The organism is Providencia hangzhouensis (assembly GCF_029193595.2).
In the GTDB taxonomy this organism is placed as follows: domain Bacteria; phylum Pseudomonadota; class Gammaproteobacteria; order Enterobacterales; family Enterobacteriaceae; genus Providencia; species Providencia hangzhouensis.
In genome coordinates this window covers 3,294,869-3,309,345 of the sequence record NZ_CP135052.1, presented here as the reverse complement: position 1 = coordinate 3,309,345, position 14,477 = coordinate 3,294,869, and the positions used below count along the sequence as shown (strand labels likewise).

Below are 14,477 nucleotides of genomic sequence, written 5' to 3'. Positions count from 1 at the left end.
TTCATATGGATATTATTGTTTCTGAAGATAAACAAATGTTAGGTAAAAAGGCCAGCCAAGCGGGAGCACTTGCGATTAAACAGGCGCTTAGTAAAAAAGCAGATGTCGCCATTATCGTCGCAACAGGAGCTAGCCAATTTGAAATGCTGGAAAATTTAATTAATGAAGATATTGATTGGTCTCGTATTACTATTTTTCATTTAGACGAGTATATTGGCCTGAATGAAGGACATCCGGCTAGTTTTCGCCGTTACTTACAAGAACGACTTGTCAATAAATTGCCATCACTGAAGCAATTTATTGGGGTAAATGGTTCTGCTGAGAATATAGAAAAAGAAATTCAGAGGCTAAATCATATTATTCGCCAGTATGACATTGATGTCTGTTTTGCAGGAATAGGAGAAAATGCTCATTTAGCGTTTAATGACCCACCTGCAGACTTTAACGTGAGCTCGCCTTATCTTGTGGTTAACCTTGATGAAGCATGTAGAAAACAGCAATTGGGCGAAAAGTGGTTTGCCCATTTGAATGAAGTACCTAAGCAAGCTATTTCTATGAGTATTTCGCATATTTTAAGTTCAAAAACTTTAATACTTAGCGTACCTGACTTACGTAAATCTATTGCAGTAAAAAATACAATAGAAGGTGAAATAACCAACCAAGTTCCTGCGTCAATTATTCAACAACATCAAGATTGCCGAATATTCTTGGATAAAGATTCTGCTTCCTTGTTAACAGGGCGCTATTAAGGAAAAGTATTGAGGGATCAAACGATGAAGGTAACCAGTGGACTATTTGATATTCAGGTAAATGGTTTTGCAGGTATTGATTTTAATGATGAAAATATTACTGCAGAAGCATTAGATTATGCACTAGATAAAATGTTAAAAACAGGAGTAACATTTTGTTTACCAACGTTAATTACAGCATCGGAGTCTTCTCTTATAGAGCGTTTTCGGGCATTAGATAAGGCCGTATCGAAAAGCCATCTTGGTAAACTTATGGTTCCTGGTTACCATTTGGAGGGGCCATTTATTAATCCAGAAGTGGGGTATGCGGGATGTCATCCTCCCTGCGATATTATTAAACCAGATATTAATTTGGTTGCTAGTTTAGAAAGAAAGGTTAGCAAGCCGATACTGCTAGTGACTTATGCTCCAGAGTTTGACCGGCAATTTCAATTTGTAAAACAGTTAGTTGCCATGGGGAAGTGTGTGGCGGTAGGGCACTCTAATATCAATTTTAGCCAAATGGAGGAAGCGGCCAAAGAGGGTGTTTGCATGAGTACACACTTAGGAAATGGTATTCCTCAATATTTACATAAATTGGAAAATACGCTTCAAGCTCAATTAAGTTGCGATGCTATTGGTGCCAGTTTTATTGCTGATGGAATACATATTCCATTTCCCGCATTAAAAAATTTATTACGAACTAAGACGGTCGCTAGGTCAATTTTAGTGACAGACGCTGTCAGCGCTGCAGGTTGTAATAAAGCAGGGAATTACCAATTTGCAGCGATGTCAATTGAACGTACTGATGATGGCACCGTGCGGGTTCCCGGGGAAGCTAATTTAGCGGGGTCTAGCCTGACATTAGACCAAGCGGTACGTAATATAGTGAACAATAAGATAGCAAGCTTTGATGAAGCTATTATGATGGCGACCACTAATCCACGCCATTATTTACAGCCCGCATTGATGAGGTGTGGAATAACCCCTCCAGTATCAGCAATTACCTGGGATGATCAACTAAATATTGTAAAGAGCACTATCAATCGTGAAGTTGTGCGTGAATATACATATTAATTACTTTAGCGTATTGTTTTAACCAGCAAAAGCCAGGCTGCCTTACCGCGTTCTGGCTTTTTTCTTTTATTAATAAGGATTGATTGACGATAGACCCTTGAGGCATACTTTATCGATAGTTATTTACCATTTTTCTGACTTGAGAAGGGGTAAGCTGTAGGTAGGTTGCCTATTCCTATTTGATGAATGGTGCAGGGACCTAGATTAAACGGCTTTATATCGAATTATTATGATATTAAAAACAACGACTGGCTTTTTATCACATTTACCGATCACTCAGTCTATTACAAATGATAAGGAACGTATTTTTTTTGCCATTTTAAATGGCCAAATCACGACACGTCGTGAAGCAGTAAAATTTCTGAATATCCGCTCAACTACCGTATCAGAACATGTTACTGAGCTTTTAGATAACCGTTTATTGACCGAAACAATCAGCCAACATTCAGGGCGAGGTCGGCCATCAATGATACTGGTAGTGAATCCTAATCGTTTAGTAACATTAGTTTTCCAAGTCATTAGTTTGTCATTACATGTTTTTGCTATCAATTTAGTTTCTAATGTCATTGCGCATGAGCAGCTTGAAGCATCACCTGAGTGTGATAGCCAAGCATTAGCCAGCAAAATTAGCCAACTTCACAAAAATATTCTGCAAAAAATACCGAGAACAGCGGAAGTTTCGGGGTGTGTCTTCTCTTTAGGGGGGTTATTTGATCGCAAAACTTATCATTGGATACATGCATCTCGTTGGCCTAGAATGAATAATTTAGATATCAAAAGTTTATTTCCCCCTGAGTATCGTGTTGTTTTATCAAGAACTTTGGACGACGAGTTAATGCTACATGTACTTGAGCGTCGCAAAAGTACGTTATTACTGCATTGGGGGTACGGTGTCGGGGTTGCCTTTAGTACCGCAGATAATTACATCAATATAGGTGGACATGCTTTTGGTGAAATAGGGCATTGGCATATCCCAGGGCAAAATAAGCCGTGTCAGTGTGGGCAAGTTGGGTGCTTAGAAACGGTTACTGCATTATGGGCAATTGGTCCAGATGTGCTTGCTGGTAAATTTAAAGCCCATGATGATGAAGAAAATGTGGCAGAAATTTTGGCTACTCATGATCTAGTTAATAATGCAACGATGCAGCAAGCTGTTTCTCATATGGCAAATGCAGCATCAAATATTTGTCGTGTATTTTTCCCTTCACGTTTAATTGTGTCGGGGCCTTTTGTGAAAAACCCGCAAATTTGGGCTGCGTTTTGTGAGAGCTTCCAACAGCAAAATCGTTTTTTTGGCCAATCATTACCGGAACTCTCAATGAGTCAGATGAGCCGAAACTCACGAATTTATGGCGCGGCCTTACCTGTATTAGAGCAAGCGTTAATCGAATTACTTACCCAATAAGTTGTATTGATTCATCAATTATGTAGAGTTTTTTCCGGTTACTGACAATCTTTAACCGAAAAGTATGGAGAGTGTCAGTAACCTGAATTGAACTAAGTTTTCTTGTTATTTCATAACCCCGTTAGAGAACGTATTTACGGATAACTTCAGCAATACCCGGCTCCGTGTTGATGCGAGTGACTAGCTTGGCTTGTTGCTTGATTTCATCAACGGCATTGCCCATTGCGACACCTAAACCTGCGGTTGTCAGCATACTTAAGTCATTAAAATTGTCACCGAAAGCCACAACATCATTCATCGTCATCCCTTGGGATTCGACCCACTCTTTTAAGCGTTGGCCTTTGCTATTGCCTTTGCGGCCGACATCAACCTGATCCATCCAAGACCATTCACAGTCCAAACCAAAATCATTTTCAATTTCGCTAACGACTCGATGAAGTTGCTCCGTATTTGGCGAGCTAACAGCAAATTTCCAAATAGAATCATAGTTATGCATCACATCAGCGTAATCTTCAACAAATTCAATGGTTGGGCGCTGTGCAACAGGTAAGGATTCGGCCCAATTCAATGTACGTTTAATGCCTTCTGTTTGTGCGTTATAGAGCATTGCATTATCAACATACATTAAATGCTGAATATCTGTTCCACGCAGTTTGTCTATCATTTGTGTGACAGAATCGAGGGTCATAGGATCTGATTTTAGAACTTTTTTGCCTAAATAGTCGTATAGGTAGGTTCCATTACAACAAATGGCTGGAGTATCGAGATCTAAAGTTTGATAAAACGGATGAATCGCAACATGATGGCGGCCTGTGACAATGATCACTTTGACGCCTTGGCGGCGTGCTTCTTGTAAGGCTGCTAAAGATTCAGGCAGAATTTTCTTTTGGTGATCAAGCAGTGTTCCATCAAGATCGAGCGCAATAACGCGGTATGACATAAACGGCTCCACGTGATTTAGTTGTTACCTATCTTACTAAAGGGGTAGAGATAGGGAGATGATGAATTTAACGAATAACGAGAAATTATTGCTATAAAAATAGTCAACTTGATATGTTTTATCATCATAACGTTAACTGAACCGTTTTAGTATCATTATTATTTGTTCTTGGTACGATATGTAACAGCCGCGTCAGTGCTATTTACCCAGTGTAATTTGCATAATATAAAGTATAGTGAAGCCAATATAGTGGATTATAGATGCGGTTTTGTATTTTTATCATGAATTAAGGAGTCAGGATGAATCAGGTTGTTTATATTGCGAGCCCCGAGAGTCAGCAAATTCACGTGTGGTCGATGAATGAGGTTGGGGAGCTTACTCTTCTGCAAACGGTAAAAACACCGGGCCAAGTGCAACCTATGGTATTAAGCCATGATAAAAAACACCTTTATATTGGTGTGCGCCCGAATTTCCGTGTCGTAACCTATGAAATTGAAGAGAAAGGGTTACTACGTTTAAAAGCGGAGACATCAATTCCAGGTACACCGGTTCATTTATCCCTTGATAACAATGGCAAATATCTATTTGTTCCTTCATATCATCAACATAACTTGTCAGTGTTAACCATTAATGAAGAAGGCGTCCCAGATCGCGTTGTTCAAGTGATTGAAGGCTTGCGTAATCCACATTCTTCCCATGTTGATGTTGATAACCAACAGCTTTGGGTTCCTTGTTTAGGCGAAGATCATATCCGTTTATTCGATTTACATGAAAATGGTTATTTAACCGAAGCAACCGCAGATCAAATTACCACAGCTGCGAAATCCGGCCCCCGTCATCTGGCTTTCCATCCTACTGAAAAAGTCATTTATTGTGTGAATGAGTTAGACTCAACGGTAGGCGTGTATCGTAAATTTACTCGCTATCGTAACATGCAAACTTTGGCAAATTACCCATTAGGTAACGAAAGTCAGCGCTGGGCTGCAGATATCCACATTACGCCAGATGGCCGCCATTTGTATGTTAGTGAACGTTCTGAAAGTTACCTCAGCCACTATCTGGTTTCTGATGACGGTTGCGAGCTAACATTAGAAGCACGTTACCCAACAGAGACGCACCCAAGGGGCTTTAATATCGATGCAACAGGGCGCTTTTTAATTTCGAGTGGGCAAAAATCAGACCATATTTCAGTTTCTGAAATTGACCCGATTACAGGGAAATTGACACAAATAGGACGGTATATGGTCGGGAAAGGTCCTATGTGGGTTATTTCAGTCATCCTTTGAGCCGTAACTGTGTTGGCTACGTTTACTAACCCTAGTCACATACTGGTGTATGCTCCTAGGGCTTAGTTTCACTTGCCGCCTTGTTACAGCTCAAATGATTTATGAAATACTCTAGATTAAAAATTCAGTAACAATCACTTCGATTACCATTGAATTTATTGTGCTATCCCAACACTTTTGCCATTGCATTTGTTACTTTACTGAGTTGCTCGGGGGTGATGATATACGGTGGCATAACATAAATAAGTTTGCAGAATGGGCGAACCCAAACACCATTTTCCACGAATACTTTTTGTAAAGCGGCTGTATTGACTGGCTGCTTCATTTCAATCACGCCAATTGCACCAAGAACACGTACATCTGCAACACTAGGGTGGGATATTAAAGGCATCAGTTCAGCCTTAAGTTGTTGTTCGATAGTGGCAATTATTTTCTGCCAAGGACTATTGAGTAACAAACTCAGGCTGGCATCCGCCACCGCACAGGCAAGAGGGTTACCCATAAAGGTTGGTCCATGCATAAAGCAACCTGCTTCACCATTGCTAATGGTTTCTGCCACATGGCGAGTTGTGAGAGTGGCAGAAAGTGTCATATAGCCCCCAGTTAGTGCTTTACCTAAACACATAATATCGGGTGATATATCAGCATGATGGCAAGCAAACAATTTACCCGTACGACCAAAACCAGTCGCAATTTCATCAGCGATCAACAGTAGACCATATTGATCACACAAATGGCGGACTCCCTTTAAATATTCAGGGTGATAGATACGCATTCCACCAGCCCCTTGAACGATCGGTTCAAGGATGATCGCCGCAATTTTATCGCTATTTTCGGCAAGTTGAACTTCAAGAGGATGCAAATCGGCGCTGTCCCATTCGTCGTAAAAACCGCATTGAGGGGCTTCCACAAAAATATGCGGAGGTAAATACCCCTTATACAGGCCATGCATTGAATTATCTGGGTCACAAACGGCCATCGCACCGAAAGTATCACCATGATATCCATGGCGTAATGTCAGGATGCGCTGACGCTTTTCCCCTTTTGCTTGCCAATATTGCAATGCCATTTTCAGAGCAACTTCAACTGCCACGGAGCCTGAGTCAGCGAGAAACACACATTCCAGCGGCTCTGGTGTGATGGCAACCAACTGTTTACATAGATTCACTGCGGGTGGGTGCGTAATCCCGCCAAACATCACATGGGACATTTTCGCTAATTGCGTTATTACCGCTTGGTTTAATACAGGGTGATTGTAACCATGAATGGCTGCCCACCATGAAGACATACCATCAATTAATTTTTCTCCATCGGCCATGACTAGCTCGGCTCCATGGGCTTCAATAATCGGATAAGCCGGAATTGGCTGGCTCATCGAGGTATAAGGGTGCCAAATATGTTTGGCATCAAACTGAATATCTACGTTATCCATTTGCTATCATCGTCAACTTTTTTAGATCATTTTAGTTGACATGATAATCGCAATATTTAAACTGGCAACAACTTTTTCAACTGGAGAGTTTCCGTGAGCCAATTAAAACAGTGGACAATAAAACAAGCTAATGAACTGTTTTCAATGCCTTTTTTTGAATTATTATTTCAGGCACAGCAAATTCATCGCCAACATTTCGACCCCCAGCAAGTGCAAGTCAGTACTTTGCTATCGATTAAAACTGGGGCTTGCCCAGAAGATTGTAAGTATTGTGCGCAAAGCGCGCGCTATAAAACAGGACTAGAAACTGAAAAACTAATGGAAGTTCAGCAAGTTCTGGAGTCTGCGAAAAAAGCTAAGCAAGCAGGTTCAACGCGTTTTTGTATGGGCGCGGCATGGCGGAATCCGAAAGAACGCGATATGCCTTATCTTGAAATGATGGTAAAAGAAGTGAAGTTATTAGGGATGGAAACCTGTATGACTTTAGGGATGATTGATAATTCTCAAGCTCAACGCTTAGCAGAAGCCGGGTTAGATTATTATAATCATAACCTTGATACCTCTCCTGAATACTATGGCAATATTATTACGACTCGCAGTTATCAAGACCGCTTAAATACACTCGAAAATGTCCGAGACGCAGGGATCAAAGTCTGCTCTGGTGGGATTTTAGGCTTAGGCGAAAAAGTCAGTGACCGAGCGGCCTTATTGGTGCAACTGGCAAATTTACCTAAACCGCCAGAAAGTGTGCCGATCAACATGTTGATGAAGGTTGAAGGAACCCCGATGGCAGATAACGAAGATGTCGATGCGTTTGATTTTATTCGTACTATTGCCGTTGCACGTATCATGATGCCAACGTCATACGTTAGGCTGTCGGCAGGCCGTGAATACATGAATGAGCAAACTCAGGCATTATGTTTTATGGCCGGTGCGAACTCAGTATTCTATGGGTGTAAATTATTAACGACGCCAAATCCTGATGAAAACAAAGATTTAGCACTATTTAGAAAACTGGATATTAACCCTGAGCGAATTGAAACTGACGAAGGGGATAACCATCAAGCCGCTAAGTTAGCCGAAACGTTGTTAACCGCCGATAACCCTCAATTTTATAACGCAGCAGTATAATGACTTGGCAATCATTTATACAAAACCAGATAGAGCAGCGTAAGCAGGCTTCTATCTGGCGTCAACGGCAGTGTATTGATAGTGCCAATGGTCGTTCGCTTTTTCTGGCTGGAAAAGAATTTCTTAATTTCTCATCCAATGATTATTTGGGATTAGCCCATCATCCTCAAGTGGTTGCCGCGTGGCAACGTGGGGCTGATGAATATGGTGTGGGTAGTGGAGGATCGGGCCATATTACAGGGTTCACCAAAGCACATGATAAATTAGAGCAAGCTCTCGCTGATTGGCTCGGCTACCCAAAAGCTTTATTGTTTATTTCAGGTTTTGCCGCGAACCATGCGGTGATCACGGCATTAATGTCGGAAAATGATCGTATTTTAGCGGATAAACTTAGTCATGCATCGATAATGGAGGCCTCGATTCATTCAGGGGCTCAATTAAGGCGCTTTAAGCATAATAACCCTCTATCACTTGATAACTTAATCCAAAAACCCGTTTCGGGAAAAACGCTTGTCGTCACAGAAGGCGTTTTTAGTATGGATGGCGATAGTGCTCCACTTCAACAATTGCAGGAAATCGCTAGAAATCAGCATGCTTGGCTGATGGTTGATGATGCACACGGTATTGGTGTTATCGGAGAACAAGGCCGTGGTAGTTGCTTCGCGAATGGGGTTAAACCTGAAATTTTAGTCGTGACATTTGGTAAAGCGTTTGGTTTAAGCGGCGCAGCGGTATTGTGTGATGAGTCAACGGCTGAATTTTTTGTCCAATCCGCACGCCATTTAATTTATAGCACTTCAATGCCTCCGGCTCAGGCTGTCGCGCTTCTAGCGGCAGTTGAGCAAATTCAGCTCGCAGATCAAGCACGAGAAGACCTTAACCAACATATTGCGTATTTTAGAAATAATGCTGATTTTAATGGCATGCAGCTGGCTAATTCAATGACGGCTATTCAACCATTAATTATCGGGGAAAACCAAGCTAGCCAACAGTTAGCCAATTTCTTACGCAAAAAAAATATTTGGGTGCAAGCGATCAGGCCGCCAACGGTTCCGCCTGGGAGTGCTAGGTTACGAGTCACATTAAGCGCTGCGCATCAACGTCAAGATATCGATCAATTATTGGAGGCTTTACATGACTTTATCGCTCAGTCGTGAAAAGCATAAAATTGCAGCGGCATTTGGCCGTGCGGCTAAAAGTTATGACTCAGTGGCAAGTTATCAACGATCAACAGGAACACAACTGCTTGGTCAACTGACTTCAGTCTTAAACAGTTCAGAACTCACAGTACCATTACATATTTTAGATGCAGGGTGCGGTACGGGGTATTTTAGCCATAAACTGAAAAATCAAGGATATCACATCACGGCTTTAGATCTTTCTGCTGGTATGCTCGAAATGGCGCAAACGAAAGCTGTGGCTGATCATTATTTATGTGCTGACATAGAATCCATTCCGTTAGATTCACAAACCTTTGATGTGGTTTTTTCCAATTTATCGGTCCAATGGTGCCAAGATCTCAGCAAAGCATTAAGTGAATTATATCGAGTGACAAAACCGGGGGGAGTTGTGGTGTTCACCACACTTGCAGAGCATTCTCTCGCAGAATTGTCTTCAGCTTGGCATTCACTTGACGGCTATTCACATGTGAATTCCTTTCTCAGTGTTCAGCAGATACAAAATAGTTGTCAGTCATGGAGACATAAACTTATTTTTCAGAAGGATACCGTCTATTTTCCTGAATTAATAGCGTTGCTTCATTCATTGAAAGGCATTGGGGCGACACATTTGACTGCTGGGCGTAAAGCAGGGTTAATGACCCGCCAGCATTTGCAGCAACTTGCTTTGCTCTATCCAATGACAGAGCAAGGCTTACCTCTAACTTATCATACGGTGTTTGGAGCGATTTACCGTGACTAAAATGTATTTTGTAACAGGAACGGATACAGAAGTAGGGAAAACCGTTGTAAGTTGTGCTTTATTGCAAGCTGCGGGTTATCAAGGTTTGAATACGGTGGGCTATAAGCCTGTCGCATCTGGGAGTGAGCTCACGGCGGATGGCCTACGTAATAGCGATGCGTTGTTATTACAAGCCAATAGCCGAGTAAAATTACCCTATGAGGCGATTAATCCTATTGTATTTGAAGCGCCAACTTCACCGCACATTATCAGTGAGAAATTAAATCAACCCATTGAATTTTCAGTGATAAATAAAGGGTTGGCTTATTTGAAGTCCCAAGCGGATTGGTTATTAGTCGAGGGGGCTGGTGGATGGTATACCCCGTTATCTGTAGAAAAAACTTATGCAGATTGGGTGATTGAACAGCAACTCCCCGTTATTTTAGTTGTTGGTGTTAAGTTAGGCTGTATAAACCATGCATTGTTAACCATGGAATCTATCGAAGCTGCAGGTTTACCCGTAGCCGGCTGGGTTGCCAATGAAGTTGAACCCGCAGGTATTTTCCAAGAGCAATATTTGTCAACACTTAACCGAATGATCAAAACACCTTGTTTAGGGGTGATCCCACACCAAAAAACACTCAACGGTAAATTAGGAAGCTATTTGGATCTTTCTTTATTAACTATTTGATTATATAAAAATATCAATACTTTTCCCCAAGCCATACTCAATGCTTGGGGCTGATCAATTGTTAAATAGGGAGCCGATCTTTTTTAACGTTCTCAACTAAAATACTGTCAAGTATTTCAGTAAAAATACCACTCAGATCTTAATAAAAAATATAAAATCTGTTTTTCATAGCAGTTACTACTTAAAAATTTTTTCATTAAACTGCCATCTTTTTGTCATTTTGCCTCCATTGAGCAAATCTTAGAGATCCTGTGAATCCATGAGCTCTAAGGGCTTCAAGAGTTATCCACCATTTCTGTGGATAACCTTGTGTATTAACGTTATAAAACAAGTTCTACGCTAGGTGACAAGCGGCTTTGGGTTTATTTGATGTGATTCTGGACTTTAAATTAATCTATAATAAATACAAATGGTTAAATAAAATCAAGCCTTCAATTTGTATTTGAGGTATGGCATAAAAATGCAATAGCATAAAATATAAAGTTTCAAAAAGGTCAAGTACTTTTTTGGGGATAACATTTTTATAAACATATCAGAGCGGAGATTAACAGAAAATTTAGCTTCAATACTTGAAGCTGGTTTTTTATCCAGTATTATATTGGAAGAAACTTGTTAAGGGGCGTTAATATGAGTAAGGATTTTAAGCTGTATTCTGATTTTCAGCCGGGAGGGGACCAACCCGAAGCTATCCATAAATTAAGGGAAGGGCTACAAGATGGACTTGCTCATCAAACTCTATTAGGCGTAACGGGGTCCGGTAAAACGTTCACTATTGCCAACGTCATTGCGCAAGAGAACCGGCCCACCATGCTAATGGCGCATAATAAAACCTTAGCGGCACAGCTTTATAGTGAAATGAAAGCCTTCTTCCCAGATAACGCTGTGGAATATTTCGTTTCTTACTATGACTATTATCAGCCTGAAGCTTACGTCCCAAGCTCAGATACTTTCATTGAAAAAGACGCCTCTGTAAACGAACATATTGAGCAAATGCGTCTATCTGCGACTAAGGCCTTACTCGAACGCCGCGATGTAATTGTGGTGGCTTCTGTGTCAGCTATTTATGGTTTGGGTGACCCTGACAGCTATTTAAAAATGATGTTGCACCTAACGGATGGCATGATCATCGACCAGCGCTCAATTTTAAGGCGTTTAGCGGACTTACAATATACGCGTAATGACCAAGCCTTCACGCGAGGGACTTTCCGTGTTCGCGGCGAAGTTATCGATATTTTCCCAGCGGAATCAGACGAATATGCCTTACGCGTTGAGCTATTTGATGACGAAGTTGAACGGTTATCATTATTTGACCCATTGACAGGTCAAATACAACATCGTGTTCCTCGCTTTACCGTTTATCCAAAAACGCACTATGTCACACCGAGAGAACGTATCCTTGAAGCAATGGAACAAATTAAGGTTGAATTAGCGGATAGGCGAAAAGTATTACTGGAAAACAATAAACTACTTGAAGAACAGCGTATTACCCAACGAACACAATTCGACTTAGAAATGATGAATGAGCTCGGTTATTGTTCAGGTATTGAAAACTATTCGCGCTACTTATCGGGTCGTGCGCCCGGTGAACCACCTCCGACATTATTCGATTACTTGCCTGCAGATGGCTTGCTAGTGGTTGATGAGTCTCACGTTACCATCCCACAAATAGGCGCGATGTACAAAGGGGACCGCTCAAGAAAAGAGACCTTAGTTGAATATGGTTTTCGTCTTCCTTCTGCATTAGATAACCGGCCAATGCGTTTTGAAGAATTCGAAGCTTTAGCGCCGCAAACTATTTATGTTTCAGCAACACCGGGTAACTATGAGCTTGATAAATCAGGCAATGAGGTGATTGAGCAAGTTGTTAGGCCTACAGGCCTACTTGACCCGATAATTGAAGTTCGCCCAGTTTCTACCCAAGTAGATGATTTACTGTCTGAAATTCGTATACGTGTGCAGAAAAATGAACGTGTGTTAGTCACCACATTAACTAAACGTATGGCCGAGGATTTAACGGAATATCTCGAAGAACACGGGGAGCGAGTTCGTTATCTTCACTCAGATATCGATACAGTCGAGCGCGTGGAAATTATTCGCGACTTGCGGCTTGGTGAGTTTGATGTGCTGGTTGGGATCAACTTATTAAGAGAAGGCTTGGATATGCCAGAGGTATCTCTGGTGGCTATTTTAGACGCGGACAAAGAAGGTTTCTTGCGTTCGGAACGTTCGCTTATTCAAACCATAGGGCGTGCGGCTCGTAACTTAAATGGTAAGGCAATCCTCTATGGAGACAGGATCACCAACTCCATGCAAAAAGCGATTGCAGAAACAGAGCGTCGCCGTGCTAAACAAATGGCGTTCAACGAAGAACATGGCATCGTTCCACAAGGGTTGAATAAGAAAATCGGTGATATTCTGCAAATTGGCCACAAAGTGGGTGGCAAAGGAAAAAGCCGCACGAAAGACAATACCAAAAATAATAATTCGGTTGATATTCAATCAATGTCAACAAAAGAGTTGGAGCAACGGATTTCGCAACTTGAAGCGCAAATGTATAAGCATGCTCAAGATCTTGAATTTGAAGCGGCTGCGCGAGTCAGAGACGAATTGCAGGAGATACGCTCCCAGTTTATCGCTAATTCCTAATTTCCTTCATACTTCGCGTTGTGGGGGGGTTGGCTTCGTTCAGTCACTCGGGTCACATATTTATGTATGCTCCCCGAGCTGCCTTCACTTGCCGCCTACCCACAACGCAAAGTATTTTGAAAATAGATTTTGTGGAAATACGGGAAACAAAGGGCTAATTTTAGGGAAGGTTTTCCGCTGCGGGTATTCAGCAGCGGAATAGGAAAAATTATAGCAAGTTGATGGTTTCTTCGATGGCTTGTAGTAACAGCTTTCTATCATGGCGATATGGAATATCGTCAGCTTCGAGTACCCGTTGGATTATTTTGCGGTCAGGGCTGATATTATTGGTTTGTGTGCGTGGGCCAAGGATTAACGCATCAATTTTTTGGCAGCCAATATACTGTTCCATCATTTTTAGTTTGTCAGGTAAAGACAGGTTTGCAGCAGGGGAGCTAATTTCTTTCGCTAAATTGCCAATATAAATCATCGGGGCTTTACATTCGCGTAGTGCAGCCGCAATTTCATCCAAAAGTAATAATGGCATTAAACTAGTAAAAAAACTGCCAGGGCCGATAATAATTAAGTCTGCTTGGTGGATAGCCTGCAAGGCTTCTTTAGTTGCCTTGACTGTTGGATACAAACGTAACTCTTGTGGGATTTCATGTAAGGCATCAACATTCACCTCACCGTACACTTCATTACCCATTTCATCGACAGCCATTAAATCAACAGGAGATTCCGACATCGGGATCAATTGCGCATCGACTTTTAGCATATTACGGATAAGATTTATGGCTTCTAGTGGGCGCACACTTAAGTGATCTAATGATTTTAACATTAAATTACCTAAATTATGGCCTGAAAGCTCACCATTTCCGCTAAAACGGTATTCAAACATCGCTGAAGCAATGGACGGCTCAGTAATTAGCTGATTTAAACAGTTACGCATGTCTCCCCAAGCTATCCCACCTTCAGAGCGACGAATACGACCAGTCGAGCCCCCATTATCGGTTGTGGTGACAATACCCGTTAAACGAGAACCTAAAGAAGAAAGTGAAGACATCACGCGACCAAGCCCATGGCCGCCACCTAAAGCGACAACATGTTTGAGATCCGCCAGACTACAATTCGGCATAGTGTTCCTATATCAGTTAATTTTCAGTACTTATAAAAGCAAGTAAACCAGCGAGTTACGAAATACGTTTTTTACGCTAATGCCCGTTTTATGGCGACTAAAATAAATTGGGCGTTAATCTACCA

Annotated in this window: 12 protein-coding genes; 9 read left to right on the top strand and 3 right to left on the bottom strand. The window is 41.5% G+C overall.

Annotated elements, in window-relative coordinates:
- Positions 1-5 precede the first annotated feature (5 nt).
- The 3 genes from PZ638_RS15035 to PZ638_RS15025 all read left to right on the top strand — a co-directional run bounded on the left by PZ638_RS15035 (position 6) and on the right by PZ638_RS15025 (position 3,210).
- Complete coding sequence (locus tag PZ638_RS15035) at positions 6-749, top strand: glucosamine-6-phosphate deaminase (RefSeq protein ID WP_004256714.1); 744 nt, start codon at positions 6-8, stop codon at positions 747-749.
- A gap of 24 nt (positions 750-773) precedes the next feature.
- Positions 774-1,805 (top strand): N-acetylglucosamine-6-phosphate deacetylase, encoded by a 1,032-nt coding sequence (locus tag PZ638_RS15030; RefSeq protein ID WP_004256698.1) that lies wholly within the window; start codon positions 774-776, stop codon positions 1,803-1,805.
- Between the two features lie 229 nt (positions 1,806-2,034).
- Positions 2,035-3,210: an ROK family protein gene (locus tag PZ638_RS15025; RefSeq protein ID WP_094962416.1), complete on the top strand. Its 1,176-nt coding sequence runs from the start codon at positions 2,035-2,037 to the stop codon at positions 3,208-3,210.
- Between the two features lie 121 nt (positions 3,211-3,331).
- Here the strand turns inward: PZ638_RS15025 and PZ638_RS15020 are convergent, their stop codons facing one another.
- Positions 3,332-4,150 carry a pyridoxal phosphatase gene (locus PZ638_RS15020; protein WP_004256692.1) on the bottom strand — a complete coding sequence of 273 codons (819 nt, stop codon included), beginning with the start codon at positions 4,148-4,150 and terminating at the stop codon, positions 3,332-3,334.
- Positions 4,151-4,449: 299 nt separating this feature from the next.
- Between PZ638_RS15020 and pgl the strand changes: the two genes are divergently transcribed.
- Positions 4,450-5,436, top strand: coding sequence for a 6-phosphogluconolactonase (pgl, locus tag PZ638_RS15015; RefSeq protein ID WP_094962417.1), 987 nt, complete (start codon positions 4,450-4,452; stop codon positions 5,434-5,436).
- Between the two features lie 163 nt (positions 5,437-5,599).
- Here pgl and bioA read toward each other — a convergent pair whose 3' ends face one another.
- Positions 5,600-6,868 carry an adenosylmethionine--8-amino-7-oxononanoate transaminase gene (bioA, locus tag PZ638_RS15010; protein ID WP_272674679.1) on the bottom strand — a complete coding sequence of 423 codons (1,269 nt, stop codon included), beginning with the start codon at positions 6,866-6,868 and terminating at the stop codon, positions 5,600-5,602.
- 93 nt (positions 6,869-6,961) lie between these two features.
- On the opposite strand from bioA, the gene bioB reads away from it, so the two are divergent.
- From bioB to uvrB, 5 genes are all read left to right on the top strand, one after another.
- Entirely contained in the window at positions 6,962-7,999 is a 1,038-nt protein-coding gene (gene bioB / locus PZ638_RS15005) for a biotin synthase BioB (protein WP_180312068.1), read from the top strand.
- Positions 7,999-9,156 carry an 8-amino-7-oxononanoate synthase gene (gene bioF, locus PZ638_RS15000; RefSeq protein WP_094962420.1) on the top strand — a complete coding sequence of 386 codons (1,158 nt, stop codon included), beginning with the start codon at positions 7,999-8,001 and terminating at the stop codon, positions 9,154-9,156. The genes bioB and bioF overlap by 1 nt, the downstream gene beginning before the upstream one ends.
- Entirely contained in the window at positions 9,134-9,919 is a 786-nt protein-coding gene (gene bioC / locus PZ638_RS14995; protein ID WP_094962421.1) for a malonyl-ACP O-methyltransferase BioC, read from the top strand. The genes bioF and bioC overlap by 23 nt, the downstream gene beginning before the upstream one ends.
- Complete coding sequence (bioD, locus tag PZ638_RS14990) at positions 9,912-10,589, top strand: dethiobiotin synthase (protein WP_272674681.1); 678 nt, start codon at positions 9,912-9,914, stop codon at positions 10,587-10,589. Before bioC ends, bioD begins: the two co-directional genes overlap by 8 nt.
- 627 nt (positions 10,590-11,216) lie before the next feature.
- Complete coding sequence (gene uvrB / locus PZ638_RS14985; protein ID WP_004256681.1) at positions 11,217-13,235, top strand: excinuclease ABC subunit UvrB; 2,019 nt, start codon at positions 11,217-11,219, stop codon at positions 13,233-13,235.
- A gap of 208 nt (positions 13,236-13,443) precedes the next feature.
- Here the strand turns inward: uvrB and PZ638_RS14980 are convergent, their stop codons facing one another.
- Positions 13,444-14,352, bottom strand: coding sequence for a gluconeogenesis factor YvcK family protein (locus PZ638_RS14980; RefSeq protein ID WP_094962422.1), 909 nt, complete (start codon positions 14,350-14,352; stop codon positions 13,444-13,446).
- Positions 14,353-14,477: the final 125 nt, after the last annotated feature.

Bases quoted from the DNA above. Each gene is read 5' to 3' on its own strand.
- PZ638_RS15035 (WP_004256714.1), top strand. From the start codon at position 6: ATGGATATTATTGTTTCTGAAGATAAACAAATGTTAGGTAAAAAGGCC.
- PZ638_RS15030 (WP_004256698.1), top strand. From the start codon at position 774: ATGAAGGTAACCAGTGGACTATTTGATATTCAGGTAAATGGTTTTGCA.
- PZ638_RS15025 (WP_094962416.1), top strand. From the start codon at position 2,035: ATGATATTAAAAACAACGACTGGCTTTTTATCACATTTACCGATCACT.
- PZ638_RS15020 (WP_004256692.1), bottom strand. From the start codon at position 4,150: ATGTCATACCGCGTTATTGCGCTCGATCTTGATGGAACACTGCTTGAT.
- pgl (WP_094962417.1), top strand. From the start codon at position 4,450: ATGAATCAGGTTGTTTATATTGCGAGCCCCGAGAGTCAGCAAATTCAC.
- bioA (WP_272674679.1), bottom strand. From the start codon at position 6,868: ATGGATAACGTAGATATTCAGTTTGATGCCAAACATATTTGGCACCCT.
- bioF (WP_094962420.1), top strand. From the start codon at position 7,999: ATGACTTGGCAATCATTTATACAAAACCAGATAGAGCAGCGTAAGCAG.
- bioC (WP_094962421.1), top strand. From the start codon at position 9,134: ATGACTTTATCGCTCAGTCGTGAAAAGCATAAAATTGCAGCGGCATTT.
- uvrB (WP_004256681.1), top strand. From the start codon at position 11,217: ATGAGTAAGGATTTTAAGCTGTATTCTGATTTTCAGCCGGGAGGGGAC.
- PZ638_RS14980 (WP_094962422.1), bottom strand. From the start codon at position 14,352: ATGCCGAATTGTAGTCTGGCGGATCTCAAACATGTTGTCGCTTTAGGT.